Source organism: Myxococcus sp. NMCA1 (assembly GCF_026810205.1).
GTDB classification, from domain to species: Bacteria; Myxococcota; Myxococcia; order Myxococcales; family Myxococcaceae; genus Myxococcus; species Myxococcus xanthus_A.
Map to the genome: position 1 here is coordinate 4603202 of NZ_CP113950.1, position 17197 is coordinate 4620398.

At 69.3% G+C, this 17197-nt stretch carries 18 protein-coding genes and 1 tRNA gene; 16 read left to right on the top strand and 3 right to left on the bottom strand.

The window, feature by feature from the left end:
* Positions 1-36 precede the first annotated feature (36 nt).
* The 14 genes from OZ403_RS19325 (at position 37) to OZ403_RS19390 (ending at position 12326) form a co-directional block, all read left to right on the top strand.
* Positions 37-390 (top strand): TIGR02266 family protein, encoded by a 354-nt coding sequence (locus tag OZ403_RS19325; RefSeq protein ID WP_217917601.1) that lies wholly within the window; start codon positions 37-39, stop codon positions 388-390.
* Between the two features lie 27 nt (positions 391-417).
* Positions 418-1149: a metallophosphoesterase family protein gene (locus tag OZ403_RS19330; RefSeq protein WP_002640070.1), complete on the top strand. Its 732-nt coding sequence runs from the start codon at positions 418-420 to the stop codon at positions 1147-1149.
* Positions 1150-1207: 58 nt separating this feature from the next.
* Complete coding sequence (locus tag OZ403_RS19335; protein WP_140791846.1) at positions 1208-1930, top strand: hypothetical protein; 723 nt, start codon at positions 1208-1210, stop codon at positions 1928-1930.
* Positions 1931-1945: 15 nt separating this feature from the next.
* A complete protein-coding gene (gene asd / locus OZ403_RS19340) occupies positions 1946-2788 on the top strand; it encodes an archaetidylserine decarboxylase (protein WP_140798498.1) in 843 nt (280 codons plus the stop codon).
* Between the two features lie 26 nt (positions 2789-2814).
* Positions 2815-4062: a histidine--tRNA ligase gene (gene hisS, locus OZ403_RS19345; protein WP_328285542.1), complete on the top strand. Its 1248-nt coding sequence runs from the start codon at positions 2815-2817 to the stop codon at positions 4060-4062.
* 214 nt (positions 4063-4276) lie between these two features.
* Positions 4277-4615, top strand: a complete 339-nt coding sequence (locus OZ403_RS19350; RefSeq protein WP_174258828.1) for a S24/S26 family peptidase — start codon at positions 4277-4279, stop codon at positions 4613-4615.
* The gene (locus tag OZ403_RS19355) at positions 4612-4908 is read left to right on the top strand and encodes a PqqD family protein (protein ID WP_140798500.1); all 297 of its coding nucleotides are present in this window, start codon (positions 4612-4614) and stop codon (positions 4906-4908) included. The genes OZ403_RS19350 and OZ403_RS19355 overlap by 4 nt, the downstream gene beginning before the upstream one ends.
* Positions 4908-5441 (top strand): hypothetical protein, encoded by a 534-nt coding sequence (locus OZ403_RS19360; RefSeq protein WP_174258829.1) that lies wholly within the window; start codon positions 4908-4910, stop codon positions 5439-5441. The genes OZ403_RS19355 and OZ403_RS19360 overlap by 1 nt, the downstream gene beginning before the upstream one ends.
* A gap of 11 nt (positions 5442-5452) precedes the next feature.
* The gene (locus OZ403_RS19365; RefSeq protein ID WP_268784810.1) at positions 5453-8551 is read left to right on the top strand and encodes an outer membrane protein assembly factor BamB family protein; all 3099 of its coding nucleotides are present in this window, start codon (positions 5453-5455) and stop codon (positions 8549-8551) included.
* A 32-nt stretch (positions 8552-8583) separates the two neighbouring features.
* Positions 8584-8730, top strand: a complete 147-nt coding sequence (locus tag OZ403_RS19370; RefSeq protein WP_174258830.1) for a hypothetical protein — start codon at positions 8584-8586, stop codon at positions 8728-8730.
* Positions 8718-9569: a hypothetical protein gene (locus OZ403_RS19375; RefSeq protein ID WP_268784811.1), complete on the top strand. Its 852-nt coding sequence runs from the start codon at positions 8718-8720 to the stop codon at positions 9567-9569. Before OZ403_RS19370 ends, OZ403_RS19375 begins: the two co-directional genes overlap by 13 nt.
* Positions 9562-10488: a tRNA (adenosine(37)-N6)-dimethylallyltransferase MiaA gene (miaA, locus tag OZ403_RS19380; protein WP_140798503.1), complete on the top strand. Its 927-nt coding sequence runs from the start codon at positions 9562-9564 to the stop codon at positions 10486-10488. The genes OZ403_RS19375 and miaA overlap by 8 nt, the downstream gene beginning before the upstream one ends.
* Before the next feature lie 234 nt (positions 10489-10722).
* A complete protein-coding gene (locus tag OZ403_RS19385) occupies positions 10723-11283 on the top strand; it encodes an HdeD family acid-resistance protein (RefSeq protein ID WP_328285537.1) in 561 nt (186 codons plus the stop codon).
* A gap of 116 nt (positions 11284-11399) precedes the next feature.
* Positions 11400-12326, top strand: a complete 927-nt coding sequence (locus OZ403_RS19390) for a bestrophin family protein (RefSeq protein ID WP_140798505.1) — start codon at positions 11400-11402, stop codon at positions 12324-12326.
* Here the strand turns inward: OZ403_RS19390 and OZ403_RS19395 are convergent.
* The 3 genes from OZ403_RS19395 to OZ403_RS19405 all read right to left on the bottom strand — a co-directional run bounded on the left by OZ403_RS19395 (position 12314) and on the right by OZ403_RS19405 (position 16189).
* Positions 12314-14041: a response regulator gene (locus OZ403_RS19395; RefSeq protein ID WP_140798506.1), complete on the bottom strand. Its 1728-nt coding sequence runs from the start codon at positions 14039-14041 to the stop codon at positions 12314-12316. The genes OZ403_RS19390 and OZ403_RS19395 overlap by 13 nt on opposite strands.
* Positions 14042-14089: 48 nt before the next feature.
* Positions 14090-15046 (bottom strand): diguanylate cyclase, encoded by a 957-nt coding sequence (locus tag OZ403_RS19400; protein WP_140791872.1) that lies wholly within the window; start codon positions 15044-15046, stop codon positions 14090-14092.
* A gap of 399 nt (positions 15047-15445) precedes the next feature.
* Entirely contained in the window at positions 15446-16189 is a 744-nt protein-coding gene (locus OZ403_RS19405; RefSeq protein WP_140798507.1) for a tetratricopeptide repeat protein, read from the bottom strand.
* 96 nt (positions 16190-16285) lie between these two features.
* Here OZ403_RS19405 and OZ403_RS19410 point away from each other — a divergent pair.
* Together OZ403_RS19410 and OZ403_RS19415 are read left to right on the top strand one after the other, a co-directional pair.
* Positions 16286-16371, top strand: a tRNA-Leu gene (locus tag OZ403_RS19410).
* A gap of 102 nt (positions 16372-16473) precedes the next feature.
* The gene (locus OZ403_RS19415) at positions 16474-17148 is read left to right on the top strand and encodes a response regulator (RefSeq protein ID WP_268784812.1); all 675 of its coding nucleotides are present in this window, start codon (positions 16474-16476) and stop codon (positions 17146-17148) included.
* Positions 17149-17197 lie beyond the last annotated feature (49 nt).

Genomic DNA, 17197 nt, shown 5'->3' on the forward strand with positions numbered 1-17197 from the left:
AGGCTGCGGATTCGGGTGACGGAAGAAGGTTCCGGGTTGAGCGAAAACCGAAAGTCCACGCGGATTCCCACCCAGCTTCGGTGCTGGTGCGAGGGTGACAACGTCACGCTCTATGCGCGAATCTCGAATTTGAGCGAGGGAGGGCTGTTCCTCCGCACGAGCACGCCCCTGGCACGAGGGGCGCGTACGGTGGTGAAGCTGTCCCCCGCGGGCCATCAGGACATCCAGGCCCAGGCCACGGTGGTGTGGCTTCGGGAGGCGGAGGAACGAGCGCTTCCCGCAGGCATGGGGTTGCGTTTCGAGTCCCTGGACAGCGATACCCTGGGACGGCTTCGCCAGATGATTTCGCAGCAGCAGCAGAACCAGGTGAAGGCCGGCTGGGCGGGTTGAGCCCACGCCACCGGACCGAGGCCCCGCATGCGTATCGCCGTCATTTCCGACATCCACTCCAACATCGAGGCGCTCACCGAGGTGCTCCGCGTCGCCGAGCACCAGAAGGTGGACCGGTTCGTCTCGCTGGGGGACATCGTCGGTTACGGGGCGTCGCCCAACCCGTGTTGTGAGTTGGTGCGTTCGGTGGCGGAAGTGACGCTGCTGGGCAACCACGACGCGGCGGTGGCGGGGCGGATGGACTATTCGTACTACTACGACGCCGCCCGGCACGCGCTGGACTGGTCCGCCAACGTCCTCACGGACGAGAACATGGCCTGGCTGCGCAGCCTCCCGTACACGTACCGGATTGGCGACGTGGGCTTCTGCCATGGTTCGCCCATCGACCCGAAGGCGTACGAGTACATCTTCGCGCTGGAGCAGGCCCGGGAGCTGACGCCCTACGTGGCGGAGTTGCCGGAGGTGACGTTCATCGGCCACAGCCACCTGTGCCGCGCCTTCGCCATTGGCAATGGCGAGGTGAACGACGTGGTGGCCCAGAAGTTCGGCATCCGTCGGGGCTACAAGTACATCATCTCCGTGGGCAGCGTGGGGCAGCCGCGCGACTACGACAACCGGGCGTGCTTCGTCATCTGCGACACGGACGCGCGCACGGTGGAGTACATCCGCGTCGAGTACGACATCGAGACGTCGGCGCAGAAGATCTTCGACGCGGACCTGGCGCTGAACTTCGGCAAGCGCCTGTTCCTGGGCGTCTGAGGCCCGTTCCGGGGCACAAAAGGCGGACAGGCGCGGGGAAATGACATAAACCCGTGTCGTGCGCACCCTGGTCCTCCGAGCGTCCCTCAGGCCCCTCGTGGGCGTCGTCTCCGCAGTGCTGCTCACGCTGGCGCCCACCGCCTGCCGTCGCGAGCCTCCCGCCCCTTCCGCCGAGTACGAAGAGGCCGCCCGCCGCTTCCGCGAGCTGTATGCGCAGAAGCTGGATGACGCCTTCCTGGATCCGCAGGTGGGAGAAATCGAGGCAAAGCTCCAGCGCGTCCCCGCGGACAGCCTGGACGCCGAGGGCGCCCGCGAGCTGCTCCAGCGCATCAAGGACGGACGGAACCGGATGGCGGCGGCCGCCAACGAGCGGGACGAGGCCGTGGCCAGTGCGCGGGAGCTGCCGCCGGGCTCGTACACTGCGCCGTCCACCGAGGAGTCGGCGCGTCCCGCGGCTCCCGTGGAAGCGCCGGATGCCGGGCCTCCGGATGCCGGTGCTGGCGGTGGCCCCCAGGCTGGCACGGCCGCGTCCGAGCTGGTGGCGGGCTTCCGGGGGTGCTTCCAGCGGGGCACTCCCATCGATGTGCAGGGACGGGGCATGCGGGAGACCTGGCAGCTCGCCGACCGCACCGCCTGCCGCCTGGAGTACCCCCAGCATCAGGATTCATTCCTCCTGATTGAAGAGGGGAAGGTCCTCACGCTGTTACCCAAGAGTGCCGTGCAGACCGTCCCCGTCACTCCCGACGGCGGTCCGGCACCCGCGACCGACGCCGGTCGCTAGAACCGATTCGCCGATATGAACGACCAGACTTTCATGAAGTTGATGCAGGTGTTGCCCAAGTCCGCGCTCTCCACCGTGGTGGGGATGGCCACGCGACTGCCCGTGCCCGCGCCGGTGCATCAGGCCGCCATGCGCGCCTTCGCCAAGGCCTACAACGTGGACATGGAGGAGGCTGAGCACTCCTTCGACCACTACCCGACCTTCGCCCAGTTCTTCACCCGGGGCCTGAAGCCCGGCCTGCGTCCGGTGGACGCGGGGGAGAAGGTGGTGGTGTCCCCGGTGGATGGCCGCGTGTCCCAGGTGGGCTATTCGGATTACGGGCGCTGCCTGCAGGCCAAGGGCATCGAGTACACGGTGGACGAGCTGCTGGGGGACTCCGAGGCCGCCAAGCCCTTCCACGGCGGCGCCTGGACGACCATCTACCTGTCGCCGCGCGACTATCACCGCATCCACGCGCCGCTGGGTGGCACGATTACGGGCTACGCGTACATCCCCGGTGAGTTCTGGCCGGTGAACCCCGCGTCGGTGAAGAACAAGCAGTCCCTGTTCTGCGTCAACGAGCGGCTGGTGACCTACCTGGACACCGTGGCGGGCAAGTGCGCGGTGGTGAAGGTGGGCGCCACCTGCGTGTCGCGCATCAAGGCGGCCTACGACGAGGTGACGACGCACACCGGGCAGCCCGGCAAGGTGCACCGCTACGGCGCGGCCATGCCGGTGGAGAAGGGTGGGGAGCTGGGCCGCTTCGAGATGGGCTCCACTGTCATCCTCCTGTTCGAGCCCAAGCGCGTCACCTGGGACGACAGCCTCCAGGAGGAAGCCGTGGTTCGGCTGGGCAAGCGAATCGGAGCCATCACGTGAGTCAGAAGGTCGCGGGCGTCAAGGGCATGAACGATCTCCTCCCTGGGGAGATCGAGATCTGGCAGCACGTGGAGGGGCTGGCCCGCGAGCTGTTCGGCCGCTTCGGCTACGGTGAGATCCGCACGCCCATGGTGGAGGACACCGCCCTGTTCGTGCGCAGCGTGGGCGAGGAGACCGACATCGTCGGGAAGGAGATGTACACCTTCAACGACAAGGCGGACCGCAGCCTGTCCCTGCGCCCGGAAGGCACCGCGCCCGCGGCGCGCGCGTACATCGAGCACTCCATCGCCAACCAGGAGCCGCTCACCCGCTGGTTCTACACAGGGCCCATGTTCCGCTACGAGCGGATGAAGACGGGCCGCTACCGCCAGTTCTATCAAATCGGCGCGGAGGCCTACGGCGCGAAGGAAGGCGCCCAGGACGTCGAGATGATGGACATGGTGGTGCAGTTCCTGGAGCGGCTGGGGCTCAAGGACATCACCCTGAACATCAACTCGCTGGGGGACGAGGCCTGCCGGCCCGCGTACCACACGAAGTTGGTGGAGTACCTCCAGGCCCACCGCGAGGAACTGTGCGCGGACTGCCAGAAGCGCATGGAGAAGAACCCCCTGCGCGTCCTGGACTGCAAGAACGAGAAGTGCCAGGCCATCGCCGCGGCCGGACCCAACGTGCTGGAGTCCCTGTGTGAGCCCTGCCGCGCGCACTTCGACGACGTGCAGCGGAAGCTGACGGCGCTGGGCATCCGGCACGTCGTGAATCCACGCATGGTGCGTGGGTTGGACTACTACACGCGCACCGTCTTCGAGTTCATCGCCTCGCACCCCGCGCTGGGCACCGCCAGCACCGTGGGCGCCGGTGGCCGCTATGACAAGCTGGTGAAGAGCCTGGGCGGGCCGGACGCGCCCGCGGTGGGCTTCGCCTGCGGCCTGGACCGGCTGGTGCTGCTGCTGAAGGAGAGCGGCCAGCAGTTCGCCGTGCGCCCAGACGTCTTCGTCGCGGTGGCGGACGCGGGCTCGCACGATGCCGCCCTGGTGCTGGCCAGCCGCCTGCGCCGGGAGGGACTGCGCGTGGAGTTCGATACCCGCGGAGGCAGCCTCAAGAGCCAGATGAAGCGCGCGGACAAGAGCGGCGCGGACTTCACCCTGGTGCTGGGCGAGGTCGAGCGCACCAGCGGCCAGGCGAAGCTGAAGCCCATGGCCGGAGGCGAGCCCATCCCCGTCGCGCTCGACGAGGTCGCCAGGGTGGTGCGGGAGCGGAAGGCCGTTCCGGCATAGCGTTTCGTGGGGGCGAGAACAGTATTCCGGGCGGTTCTTGCCAAGTCTGAGAAACTGAGGTAGGCGCGTAACCCCTGATAAACGTTGGGTTATTGGGTCGGCGGGAACTCGCGGGCGCAGGTCGGGTCGGCTAGACTGACCTGCGATGCCGCGCGACACTTCCACCCCCGTTGTGCCTCCGGCCCTGAGCTGGGTCCCCGTCCATGGGGACAGCATGTGGCCATCGCTGCGCTCGGGCGACCATGCCGGCGTGGAGCCGCTGGAGGGGGCTCCACGACCTGGTGACGTCCTGCTGGCGCGCTTCGACCATGCCCTGGTGCTGCACCGACTGCGGCGGTGGGAGGCCGGAGCGGTGGCGCTGCGAGGCGACAACTCGCCCCAGGAGGATCCACCGCTGGCGCCGACGCGCGTGCTGGGGCGGGTGCGGCGCGTCCGCCGGGGCGGCGTCGTCCTGGAGACGGGGTGGGACCGGGGTCCCCGGTGGCTGGGCCGGCTGCGGGTGGCCGTGAAGTGGCGCCTGGCGGCGTTGCTGGGCCGGGGAGGTGCGCGATGAGCGCGGAATTCGCGGCGGACCATGCGCCGCGCTGGCGCGAGGGCGTCTCCGGCCAGCGCTTCGGCTCGGACTTCATCGTCCTGGATGCCGAGGGCAACACCCTGCGTGGGCTCAACGGAACGGCCATTGAAATCTGGGAACTGTGCGACGGGACGCGCACGGCGCGGGCCCTGGTTGAGCAGGTGGCCCAGCGTCACGGATGGGACGTGGAGCAGGTGCTGACCGACACGCTCAAGTTCTTCTCGGAGCTGACCCGGCTGGGGCTCATCGACGAGTTGGAGGAGGCGCGGTGATGCGGACGCGTTTGGCGCTCCTGGCGGCGGCGGTGATGCTGGCCTCGTGCACGGAGGGCGTGGCGCCCTATGCCCCCGTTCATGCGCCCCCGGCGCAGGAGCCGGTGGCGCCCACGGACGTGTTGCCCCCGCGCGAGGGTTCGGAGGCCAGGCCGCCGCCCGCGCCGGTGGAGGAGCCGGAAGTGCCTCCGCCTCCGCCGCCCGTGGTGCCGCGGGGCTCGGCCACCGTCATTGACCTGGGAGAGGGGCGCCGGGGCTTGCTGTCGGTGGAGCAGGTGGACGTGGACCTGACGGTGAGCGGCGTGCGTGGCCGGCACACGGTGTCAGTGGAGTTCGTGCCGCCTTCCGGGCTGCCGTATGAGCGCCGCTCGGCGGAGGTGGATTCACGCGTGGACGAGTCGCGCACGGTGCGCTTCTCCCTGCCCGTGGCAGGCACCGCCGTGGCGACGTCCGGCATGAGCGGGACGTGGCAGGCCCGGTTCTTCCTCGATGGGGCGCCGCTGACGGCGGCTTCCTTCACCCTGGATCCGTGAGGGCTCCATTCATGCGTCCGTTCTCCGCTCCCCTCGTCGCCGCCGCCGCGCTCCTGGCGCCCTCGCTGGGGTGGGCGCAGTCGATGTCCCCGACCGCCGTCTTGACCACGCAGCCGCAGGGTGGGGACACCCGCGCGCGGGTGGTGATGGACGAAGCCTCCGAGCTGACGGTCGATGTCCGCAACAACACCTTCAGTTGGTCGCCGCTCTTCCGGCGCATCAACGAGGTGTGGTTCGCGCTGCCCAATGGCTACATCCCGCTCGCGTCCATCCCGCCCCCGGGATGGACGGTGGACTACATCGCCAATGAGCGGTGGGTCATCTTCTACAATCAGGACTCCTGCAACGGCAGCGGCGACTACGGCCTGGGGCAGGACGAGTCGGCCCGGTTCGTTCTTCGCGTGGTTCCACCGACGTCGAACAACGACCAGAACAACGAACGCTTCATCGCGAGTCAGACGTTCGCGCGTGACACGTGCGCGGGGGGCGACTTCACCACGTCGGTGACGACCTCGGCCGCGAGCTGGATTCGCTCCGGCCTGTACACCCAGGTGGACGTGCGTCCTCGGGTGATGGGAGTTGGCGGCGACATCGACGCGCGGATGGTGGTGGAGAACCGGACAGGCACGAACCACAACAACACCACGGTTGAGGGACCCTCCACGGGCGCGGGCGCCGTCACCTTCCAGGTGGTGGACACCGAGCCGACGCCGTTCCGCATGAACATCGCCAGCCGGAACGCGGGCGTTTATTCCGCGAGAGTGCGGACGGGCTCGGCCGGAACGCTGGTGGCGCGGGTGCGGGGCGTCAGTGGGAACGGCAACACCGTGTCGCCCGCGATGGACGCGCGGATGGTCAACGTGGGGGCGCTCCCGGTGGCCATGGACGTGGACACCGACGACGCGTTCAACAATGAGCTCGTGCGGGTGCGGCTCACGGTGACCAACCCGACCTCGACGGACACGTTCCTGAACGTGACGCCGCGCGCGCCCGTGTTCCAGGGAACGGCGGCCGCGTCGCTCGTGTCGGGGCCTGGGCCCGCGAGCGTTCCCCGGCTGGACCCGGGCGCCTCCGCGCACTTCGTCTGGACGTACCAGCTCACGGGCTCCCCGTTCGCGAACTACCGGTTCCGGGGGCAGGTGGATGCCACACGCAACGGCGCCTCTGTGACATCGAACCTGGTGGACTCAAACCAGGGGCGCATCGTGCAGCACCGCGTGCGGACGAACATCAGCGCGGCGGCCGCCAACTCCACGAACCGGTCCGTCATCTACACCATCCAGAACCGGGGCCCCATGCCGCTGCATGAGGTCCGGCTGCTGCGGCCCGCGCTCAACTACTTCACCGTCAGCGGCGTGCTGCAGACGCCCACCGGGTGGCGCATGGCGTCCAACAACGCCACCACGGGCATCACCTGGGAGTCGACGAACGCCACGGGCATCCCGGTCAACGGCGAGCGCTCCTTCACGGTGGTGTATTCCAACTTCGGGGCGGGCGCGTCGTTGTCCGGGCCCACCACGTTCCGTCATCGCTTCCACCTCATCGACGATTATGGCGGGCCGCAGATTCGCATCGACACCCCGATGACGCTGGTGCAGGGCACTGTGCCGGACGTCAACCGTCTCACGGGCGTGGCGCGCGATGGCAGCGTGACGCTCGCCTGGGACAACCCGGCGGTGCACGGGGGCGTGCTGATTCTTCGCGCGGAGGGCGCGCCGCCGAACCTCTCTCCGACGCAGGGGCTGACCTACGCGGTGGGGGCCTATCTGGGCAACGCCCAGGTGGTGTACGCGGACGACGTTGGCGCCACCACGACGTTCACCGATACGTCCGTCACCAACGGCACCACGTACTACTACCGCGTCTTCAACTCGGATGACCTGCGGTGGTACTCGCCGGGCAACCAGCCGACGTCGCAGGCCCTGGTAGCCACGCCTCGGGCTCGCGTGGGCGCGGCGCCGCTGTGGTGTTACTCGGTGGGCCTGAATGCCTCGCAGCAGCCCATCACCGAGCTGGGCACGGGCATCTTCAGCGCCTTCAACGACTCCGTCGTCGCCAACCTCACGCAGGTCACCAATCCGTCGGCGGATGGCGCGGAGCGGTGGCGGCCTCGCCCGCTGGCGGGCCTCATTGGCAGCCGCTTCCCGGTGGTGCCGCTGCATGGCCTGTCCGGGCAGTACATCCTCGTGGGTGACCAGGGTGGCGTGGCCAGCGCGCTCAACGCCGCCACCGGCCAGGTGCTGTGGCGCTGGGACAATGGTGGCCAGCCCATTGGCACCATCCAGTCGTTCCCCGTCACGCAGCTCTTCGACTACGCGAACGCCACGTACCGGGCCGCGCACCCCAACCGCGACCTCGTCTTCTTCGCCACGCGGCTGGCGGACGCTTCGCGCAACCGGGTGGTGGCCCTGAATGCCGCCACCGGCGCGCCGGTTTGGAGCTACCAGCCCGGGAATCTGGGCATGGTGGCGGGTGGCATGGTGGTGGACTACACCACCAACCGGCTCTTCGTGGCGACGCGCGCGCATGCGGGCTCGCCGGACACGCTTCGGGTGCTGAACACGCTGACGGGGCAGGTGCTGGCGCAGCTCCCGGTGGGCGACGTGGAGCTGAGCCTGGTTCGCAATGCGTACACCAACCTGATTCTCGTGACGGACAGCGATGGCTTCGTGCACGGCGTGGATGCCGCCACGGCGCAGCTCGTGTGGAGCCTGCCGGTCACCACGCGCCCGGCGCCGAACACGCCGGCCTTCACCAGCTTCGTGCGGCCCCAGGGCTTGGGCTTCGTGGCCAGCCTCGCGGCTGGCCGGGTGGCGCTGTACGACGTGTCGGGGCCCGCTCAGTCGCCGCCGGTGCTCCGGTGGAGCACGCCGATTGCGTCTCCCTCTGGCGCCTTCTCCTTCAATCGGAATGGCGCCGTGCGCCTCTACGTTGGCAGCTCCGACGGACAGGTCCACCAGTTGGAACTGCTGGATGGCTCCGACTCCGGTCAGGTCTCGATTGGTGGTGCGCAGCGTATCGGGACTCCCACCATCGACCACACGGTGAGCCGCCTCCACGTGGGCTCCGAAGATGGTCGCATCTGCGCGTTCCCAGTCCCGTTCCCTTGAAGAACGTCCCTTCTTCCTCGCTCGCACACCCCATGACTTCGGACGCCTTCCAGACGCCGCCCCCTCCTGACGCCGGCCCTGCCTATGAGGCGCCGGCCATTCTCTGGGAGCAGCCCTTCGTGGCACTGGCGCAGATTTCCCAGTGCAACATCCCCGGTGAGTCGGAGTGCATTCCCTGACCCTTCCGCGGGAAGGCCCCACGGCGGACGCGGCCCTCTGCCTGCGAATCGCCGGTTGGACGGGAGTTGTGGAAGTCGGCGATGCGGGCCTGCGAGACTCGCTCCGGCGCATGTTCTCCCGGTTCGTGGTGTCCCCAGCGCGACAGGGCAGTGAGGTGGCTCGGCTCGTGGCCGTGGCCCCCGCCCAGGCGCGTCCTGCTCCCGTCATTCGCGAGCTGCCACGGGTCCACCGCACGGAGGACGGCACGCTGCGCCTGGCCGGCGAGGACTACGACGCGACGCTTTCCGCCGACGGCCTCCAGGCCCACGTTGAGGGGCAGGGACGGTTTCCCGTGGAGACGGTGCTGAAGGTGATGCTTGCCCGGGCGCTGGCTCGGCGTGGCGGGCTGCTGGTGCATGGCGTGGCGGTGGCGCACCAGGGCCGGGCCGCGCTCTTCACGGGGCACTCGGGGGCGGGGAAGAGCACGCTGGGGGGCCTTTGGGCGCAGGCGGGCGGGCAGGTGTTGTCCGATGAGTTGGTGGCCGTGTGGCCGGAGCCGGGCCGTGGGTGGCGGGCGGCGGGGACTCCCTGGAACGTGGGGCAGGCCGTCGAGGCGGAGCTGCGCGTGGTGGGGACGTTGGCGTGGGACGGCGTGTCGACGTGGGAGCCGCAGGCCGCTGGCGACGTCGGACGGATGCTGCTCGTCAATGCCCTGCTGCCCGAGGCGACGCCCGTGGGGCGGGGTGGGCTGCTTGGCGCGGCGGGACGGTTGCTGTCGGAGGTTTCGCCCGTGCGGTTGGTGTTCGCGCGTGATGCGTCCGCGGCGGCGGTGATTCAGGGAGCGTTGGCGAATGGGTGAGGGTGGAGCGCAGCGGCCACTGTTGACCGTGATTGCCGGGCCGACGGCGTCGGGGAAGACGGCGCTGGCGATTGCGCTGGCTCAGCGTGCTGGTGGCGAAATTGTCAGCGCGGACTCGCAGCAGGTGTACCGGCACTTCGATATCGGCACGGCGAAGCCCTCCTCGGAGGAGTTGGCCGCGGTGCCTCATCACCTGGTGTCCGCCGTGGACCCGATGGAGGCGTTCTCCGCTGTCGAGTACCAGCGCCGTGCGGACGCTGTCATCGCGGAGATTGCCGCACGCGGCCGGCCTGTCTTCGTCGTGGGCGGCACCGGGCTGTACCTGCGCGTGCTGCTTCACGGTGTGCTCGAGGCGCCCGGGGCCTTGCCGGAGTTGAGGGCGGAGTTGGAGGCGCTGGCGGCCGGTGAGGGGCGCGAGGCGGTGCACCGGAAGCTGGCGGAGGTGGACCCGGAGACGGCGGCGAAGCTTCCTCCGCAGGACCTGGTCCGCGTCATCCGGGCGCTGGAGATTCATGCGCAGACGGGCGTGCCTGCCTCGGCGTTCCGGAAGGCCCATGCCTTCGCGCCGGACCGTTATCCCTTCCAACTGTACGTCCTGTCGCCACCGCGGGACGTGTTGTACGGGCTCATCAACACGCGCACGCGGATGTTGTTCGAGCGTGGGCTCGTCGAGGAGACCCGCGAGTTGCTGGCGCGAGGGTACGCCGATGCGGCGCCCATGCGCAGCGTGGGCTACGTGCAGGCGCGCGCCGTCGTCGAGGGTCGGATGACGCGCGAAGAGGCCATCCACGACACCGCGCAGGAGACGCGCCGCTACGCCAAGCGGCAGTTGACGTGGTTCCGGAAGGAGCCCGGTGCTGTCTTCCTGGCTCCCCCGTACGAAGCGGCGCTTCCGCGCGGCGGCTGTTGCTCACCCTGACGGCCCAAGGGCCGGGGCGGGCGAGGGACGGAGCGGCGTCAGCGAGCGTTGTCGGCCCCAACGCGGTGGCCCATGTTCGGCGATGGATGTGCCGGGTTCCTTTGTCGCCTGCCGACAGGCGGGCGAGACGCGAGGCGGCTCGGCCTCCGAAGTGCACTCGCTTCGGGAGCAGTCACCATGGCCTTCACCGATGAACGCAAACCGGAAATCCTGACCCCTGACACGAGGCCGAGGGTGAACTCGGCGGCCTGGGGTGGCCCCTTCATCATGGGGATTTTGATGACGCTGCTGGGGATTGTCGCGCTGGGGGCCGCCTTCTTCACCAGCCTGGTGACGGCCATCCTCTTCGGCGCGATGCTGGCCGCAGCCGGCGTCATGGAAGTCATCTCCGCCTTCCGGACGCGCAAGGAGGGCGGGCCGTTCTGGTTGTACCTGCTCAGCGGCATCCTCTCCGTCGTCGTGGGTCTGTTCGTCCTCGTCTACCCGGCGGCGGGACTGGGTGCCATGACGCTGCTGCTGGCGGGCTACTTCTTCGCCAGCGGGCTCTTCCACGCCGTCACCTCGGTGATGGACCGCTATCCCCGGTGGGGCTGGGACTTCTTCTACGGCGCCGTGTCCATCTTCCTGGGCATCATCGTGATGCGGCAGTGGCCCATCTCCGCCGTCTGGCTGGTGGGCACGCTGGTGGGAATCGGCATCTTCTTCCGGGGCGTGGCGCTGATGGCGGGCGCCCTCTCCGTGCGGAAGGTGCTCCGCTCGGGCGGTCCGACAACGCCTGCCTCCATCTCCCACTGACGGGCAGGCGGCCAAGGGCACCGGCTCCCGTCCAGGGCGGACACATCCCACGTGTCCCCCTGGATTGGCGCTTGCCATGCCCCGCGCAGGCGCGGCAGCGTACGCGCCCTGCGACCATGATCGACTACGACCCGCACCGTTGGTGGAGCTACTTCCATTACCTCCGCGGTTCCATGGTCCGCGAGATTGTGGCTCGGGTCCTCGTCTGTGTGTTGTGGGCCGCGGGCGTCACCGCGGTCCATCATCACATCAAGCCCCTGGACATCCCGGCCACGGTGCACACGCTGGCGGGCATCTCGCTCAGCTTGTTGCTCGTCTTCCGGACCAACGCCTCCTATGACCGCTTCTGGGAAGGCCGGAAGCTGTGGGGCGGCATCGTCAACGAGACGCGCAACCTGGCCCGTGCATCCGGCGTCTTCATGCGTCGGGACGCCGCGCTCTACGGCACCCTGCTGCGGTGGATCATCGCCTTCCCCTATGCCGCCGCCTCGTCACTGCGAGGGGAGCGCGACCTGGGCCCCGTCGCCTCCGAGCTGCCGCGCGACGAAGCGGACGCGGTGCTGGGCAGCCAGCACGTCCCGCTCGCGGTGTCGCAGAAGATGTCCGTCGTGCTCGATGAGGGCCGGCTGCGGGGCTGCTACCCCGAATACGTCCAGATGCAGCTCGACCAGAATGTCCAACTGCTCATCGACTACATCGGTGGCTGCGAGCGCATTCACAAGACGCCCATTCCGTTCGCCTACATGATGCACCTGCGGCGAGCGCTGCTCGTCTACTGCTACACGCTGCCGTTCGCGCTGGTGGATTCGTTCGGCTGGATAACGGTGCCCGCCACGTTCGTCGTCGCCTACGTCTTCTTCGGCATCGAGGAGATTGGCGTGGAGATCGAGGACCCGTTCGGCCACGACGACAACGACCTGCCGCTGGAGCGGATCTGCGAGACGATCCGCGGCAACCTCAAGGCGCTGATGCCCGGGAGCGCCGAGGCCATCCACGCCCCGGTCTCCGCGGTCGCCATCCCCGGCGGTGGTCAGGACGCGTAGCGGTCCTCGGCCAGCTCGCGCGTGTCGTCCGCGGCGTGCGGCGCGGGCTCCAGAACGGGGACTCGGCCGGTGAGGATGCGCAGCAGCCGGTCAGGGTCCACGGGCTTGGGCAGGAAGGCCTCCGCCCCCGCGTCCAGGGCCCGCTGCCGGACATGCGGCCGGTTGAGGCCACTCATCACCAGCACGCGGGTGTTCCGGGTGAGGGGATGCTGCTTCAGGCCCTCGGCCAGCCGCAGGCCATCCACCCAGTGCAGCACCACGTCCAGGAGGATGGCCGTGGGCGGCCGCCGGGCCACCGCGCAGAAGAGGGCCAGCTCGTCGGCGAAAGACACCACCTTCGCCCCGGTGCTCTCCAGCAGCGCAGTGAGCGCCTCGCGTGCGTCCGGGTCGTCATCCACGACGTAGTAGAGGTCCGGCTCCAACTCCGGCACCACCGAGGGGACTGGCTCCACCGTGGTGCGCAGCCAGGAGCCGACCAACTCCTTGAGTCCCTCCCAGCGCGCGGCGCCAAGGAGCGCGATGGGCGTGGGGCCGCTCAGGCCCAGCACCCCGCCGCCGAAGGTGCCACCCAGCGTCCGTCGCCCCTTCGCCTTGACGAAGGCCTCCGGCGAGCGAGGGCCCGCTCGGCGCAGCCAGGTCATCGTCCGGGCTCCCGCGGCGGCGTCCTCCAGCATTTCGCCCAGGCCTTCGCGCACGTAGCGGCGCTCCAGGGTGCCCGTGTCCAGCCCGCCGTCGAGCAGCGCCACCGCCGCGCGGCTGCACGAAGCCAGTGTCTCCGACAATCCCACCTGGAGTGGGTGGCCGAAGGCCGCGGGCCCCACCGCGATCTGCCCCGGCGCCACCAGCGTCCGGCCCGGTCCGTAGGGCAGGCGGGTGGTCTCCAGGGCCGCCAGCTCGAAGCCTTCCTCCACCAGGCCGTCGCGCGCGGCCATCATCAGCACCTGGCACAGGTCCGCGGGCGTCACCGCCGGCCCGAAGGCCAGCGCGTACACCGAGTTGGCGCCAGGCAGCAGGAACAGACCATCCACCGTTGGCAGGGGCGCAATCCACAGCCGGGCCACCGGAGCCAGCTCCAGCCGAGGCGAAGCGTGGCGCAGGCGAGCCTGCACCGCCGGGATGGTGGGGGCAGGGCGGAAGCCCTTGAAGAAGGCGTCACCCATCAGCGGCCCGGCGCCGGTGGCCAGCGCCACCGCATGAAAGCGATCACCACTGCCCTGGGCGCGCACCACCAGCGAGCCCGCGCCGCGCACGGAGGCGGGCGCATCCGGCGCGGGGGCCTGCCGCTCCACGCGCTCGACGTGGCGGGGAAGGAAGCGGGCGCCCTGGGCGCTGGCCGCGGTGGCGAGCACATCCCGCACCTGCTCCAGGCCGCCCAGCCCCTGGGGCCAGCCGTCCACCACCCAGAGGCCACCGGGCGTGGAGGACAGCAGCTCGCGCCGGCCCTCGGCGATGATTTCAATGCCGCGCAGCTCATGGGCGCGCCATTCGGAGGGAATGCGGCAGCCCAGCGCGGCCAGGCGTGAGCGGCATTCCGGCGTCAGCACCGCCGGCGGAGCGGTGCGCTCCTGCGTTCCTCCGGAGTAGACGCGCACGTCCAGCGCCAGCCCGCGAGCCCTCCCGTTGAAAAGGAGTGAGGCGGCAAGCCCCGCTCCGGCAATGCCGCCTCCCACCACCGCCACCCTCGAACCTGTCGCCAGTCTGTTCCCCAGCATCATCCGCGCCCTCGCTGCTGCCCCGCCGTTGCCTGCCTCACCGCGCCCCGTTCAGTGCCGCTGCGCCGGAGGCGAATTCGCGGGCCGGCCAAACACGACGACCCGATCCCGCCCCTCGCGCTTCGCCTCGTAGAGGGCCGCGTCCGCCGCCTTCATCAGCGACTCGGTGTCCTCGCGGGGCCCTTCGAAGGTATGGTCGGCGATGCCCACGCTCACACTCAGTCCGAAGGGGGCAGGGCGGCCGTCGCTCTTCTGGACGCCGACGGCGCGCAGCCCGGTGCGGATGCGCTCGGCGAAGACGGCTGCTTCCAACGCCGTCTGGTGCGGCAGCAGCGCGACGAACTCGTCTCCACCGAAGCGGGCCGCGAAGTCCGACTCACGCAGCTCGTGCTTCAACTGGGTGGCCAGCGCGAGAATCGCCCGGTTGCCCACGTCATGGCCCATGCCGTCGTTGATAGCCTTGAGGTGGTCCAGGTCGATGATGACGACGCTCAGCGGGTACTGGTAGCGCTGGGCCCGGCGGAACTCTTCTTCCATCCGGATGGTCAGCGCCCGGAAGTTGGCCAGCCCCGTGAGGCCGTCCGTCTGCGCCAGGACCTGCAGCCGGCGCTGCTGCTCGCTCTGGCGCAGCGCCCGGTCGATACGGGCCAGCAGCTCCCGCGCGCTGGCCGGCTTGTGGATGAAGTCCACGGCGCCCATCTCCAGGCAGCGCTCCAGCGTGGCCTCGTCCGCGTCGCCCGTCAGGAAGATGACGGGCACCGCCTCCGTGCGCGACTCGCGCTGGAGCATCTCCAGCACCGCGAGCCCGTCTCCGCTGGGAAGGAACCTATCCAGGAGGATGAGGTCCGGGCGGTGCTCTCGCGCCAGCTCCAGCCCCGCATCCGAATCCGGAGCGGCGAGCACATCGAAGCGTACGGCGAGCAGGTCCACGAGGCTCTCGCGGACCTGTGCGTCATCTTCGATGATGAGCAGAAGGGACCGCTCGGAGGTCCGGCCGCGCCGTTCCATGCACCACTCCGCTTCACTCGGCTGCTGCGAAATGGCAGGCCGAAAGTCTCGGGTGCCACGCCCTGCCGTGTGCTCCCAACGCCCCTGCGCCCCACGCGCATCCGCCGCCGCCCGGTCCTGCAAGCACACCCCAACGCCCACAACCTTCACCCGAGACCTCCGGCTGCCAAGCCTGTCAGGCTCCGCGAGACGGGGCCGTTCCCCGTCATCCGTGAGGACGGTGCGGGAGCAAGCACCATGCCCCGCGGTGGGGGAGGGCAGTCAGAGTGTTTCCGGGCGGTTGCGCACCCTCTGCGTCGCCCTGTTGTACAGGGTCGGAAGACGTTGCAGCGCGCTGAGGGGCAAGCCGGTAGATATTCCCGTGCGCGGGCGGACGCTCAATGGCCGCGCGACGGGTCGCTAGCGTCGGGTGCTGAACTGCATGCGGCGGCCGCCCATGGGGGGCATGACCGGCGGCGGAGCCTCGAGCCCGAACTGCCACCACATGGGCTCGTACGGCTTCATCTTCAGGCGCTTGTCGTTCTGGAGCTGGGCGAGGCTGCCCTTGAGCTTCTCGTCCTTGGGGTTCTGCTCCACGCCCCGGGCGAGCACGCGCAGCGCGCCGTCCTTGTCCTTGTTCTGCATCAGGCACCAGGCATAGGCCGCCCAGACAATGGACTCCTTCTTGCCGCTCTTCGTGGCGGACTCGAACGCCTTCTTCATGGCGTCGAAGTCCTTGCGCTGGAAGTACAGGGCGCCTTCCATGGCCTTGGCCATGTAGTTGCGGCCGCTGCCCTTTTCGAAGGCGGCCTTGGCGCCCTCGTGGTCCTTCACCATGTACTTCAGCATGCCGATCTGGGAGTGAAGCTCCGGACCGACCAGGAACTGCCACTTGTCGTAGACGAGCCCCTGCTCCAGCGTCTTCACCGCCCGGTCCACCCGCGACTGGGCGTCCTTCTGGCTGGTGGGCTGGGACTGGAGGTCCTTCTGGACCACCGTCATCAGCGCCTGGACGCGGCTGGCCACCCGGCGAGCGAGCACGATGTAGGTGCCGACGAGAGCCAGGATTCCGGGGACGAGCCCCGCCCAGATGGAGAAGCCGGCCACCTTCACCAGGAGCGCGACGGCAATTCCCACACCGAGGGAGATGAGAAGGTTGTACATGGGGGGCCCCTCTTAGCGATGTGCGTGGAGCACCGCAATCTTCGGATGCACTTGGTATCAAGTCGCGGTATACGTCTGCTCGTCGCGACAGCAGGGGGCCCTCTGTCGAAATTGGTAGACGAGGCGGACTCAAAATCCGCTGCGGCTGACCCCGCGTCCCGGTTCGAGTCCGGGGAGGGCCATCATCCGAAGGGCAGGACCGGCGAGGTGGTCTTCCGCTGGAAGCGCCCGGTCCTGGTAAAGGACAGGCTCCAGCAGGTAGGGGCGGCGGAGGTCCCCCGTTAATGAGGGTGTTGCTGGTCGAGGATGACGCGAGCCTGCGGGAAGGCATGGGCGAGCTCATCTCCGAGCTCGCGCAGGTCCACGCGGTCGGCACCGGGGAGGAAGCGGTCGCGGCCCTTGAGGCCGAGCGCTTCGTCCTGGTCATCAGTGATCTGCGCATCTCCGGAGGCGAGCTGGGCGGCCGGACGGTCGTCGAGGCTGCCCGGAAGCGTCAGCAGGCGGTGGCCATTGTCAGCGCCGCGACGCCGGACGAGGTGATCCAGGCCGTCCAGCCCCAGGTGGCGGACGCCATTCTCCTCAAGCCGTTCCAGATCGACGACATCTACGCCCTGGTGGAGCGCTTCATTGCGCTGCGTCAGGACGTGGAGCGGCTGGCCACCCAGGGGCAGCGGCCTCCCGCGAGCGCCTGGTCGCAGTGGGGCGCCCACGTTCAGATCGCGCGGGAAGACGCATTGAGGGCAATGTGGGTGTCCGTGACGGCCGGCGGCGACTTCGGCTGGACGTTCCACCCGACACCCGCGGGCGTGGGGATTCAGGTGGTCGAAGGCGTACTCGAAGTGGATGACATGTCGTACTCGGCGCCCGGATATTTCTTCCTGGGGGTCGGGCAGGCGCCTCGGATGCGCAGCCCGGAAGGCTGCCTGGTCGTGGCCGTGGGACTGAAAGGGCAGGGCTGAGGCACGTGGATTCCGTCTGGCCGGCAACGCCCGTAGACCCGGATCGCCT

Bases quoted from the DNA above. Each gene is read 5' to 3' on its own strand.
- OZ403_RS19355 (WP_140798500.1), top strand. From the start codon at position 4,612: ATGAGCGCGGAATTCGCGGCGGACCATGCGCCGCGCTGGCGCGAGGGC.
- hisS (WP_328285542.1), top strand. From the start codon at position 2,815: ATGAACGATCTCCTCCCTGGGGAGATCGAGATCTGGCAGCACGTGGAG.
- OZ403_RS19360 (WP_174258829.1), top strand. From the start codon at position 4,908: ATGCGGACGCGTTTGGCGCTCCTGGCGGCGGCGGTGATGCTGGCCTCG.
- OZ403_RS19405 (WP_140798507.1), bottom strand. From the start codon at position 16,189: ATGTACAACCTTCTCATCTCCCTCGGTGTGGGAATTGCCGTCGCGCTC.
- miaA (WP_140798503.1), top strand. From the start codon at position 9,562: ATGGGTGAGGGTGGAGCGCAGCGGCCACTGTTGACCGTGATTGCCGGG.
- OZ403_RS19350 (WP_174258828.1), top strand. From the start codon at position 4,277: ATGTGGCCATCGCTGCGCTCGGGCGACCATGCCGGCGTGGAGCCGCTG.
- OZ403_RS19400 (WP_140791872.1), bottom strand. From the start codon at position 15,046: ATGGAACGGCGCGGCCGGACCTCCGAGCGGTCCCTTCTGCTCATCATC.
- OZ403_RS19390 (WP_140798505.1), top strand. From the start codon at position 11,400: ATGATCGACTACGACCCGCACCGTTGGTGGAGCTACTTCCATTACCTC.
- OZ403_RS19415 (WP_268784812.1), top strand. From the start codon at position 16,474: ATGAGGGTGTTGCTGGTCGAGGATGACGCGAGCCTGCGGGAAGGCATG.
- asd (WP_140798498.1), top strand. From the start codon at position 1,946: ATGAACGACCAGACTTTCATGAAGTTGATGCAGGTGTTGCCCAAGTCC.
- OZ403_RS19395 (WP_140798506.1), bottom strand. From the start codon at position 14,041: ATGATGCTGGGGAACAGACTGGCGACAGGTTCGAGGGTGGCGGTGGTG.
- OZ403_RS19365 (WP_268784810.1), top strand. From the start codon at position 5,453: ATGCGTCCGTTCTCCGCTCCCCTCGTCGCCGCCGCCGCGCTCCTGGCG.
- OZ403_RS19370 (WP_174258830.1), top strand. From the start codon at position 8,584: ATGACTTCGGACGCCTTCCAGACGCCGCCCCCTCCTGACGCCGGCCCT.
- OZ403_RS19330 (WP_002640070.1), top strand. From the start codon at position 418: ATGCGTATCGCCGTCATTTCCGACATCCACTCCAACATCGAGGCGCTC.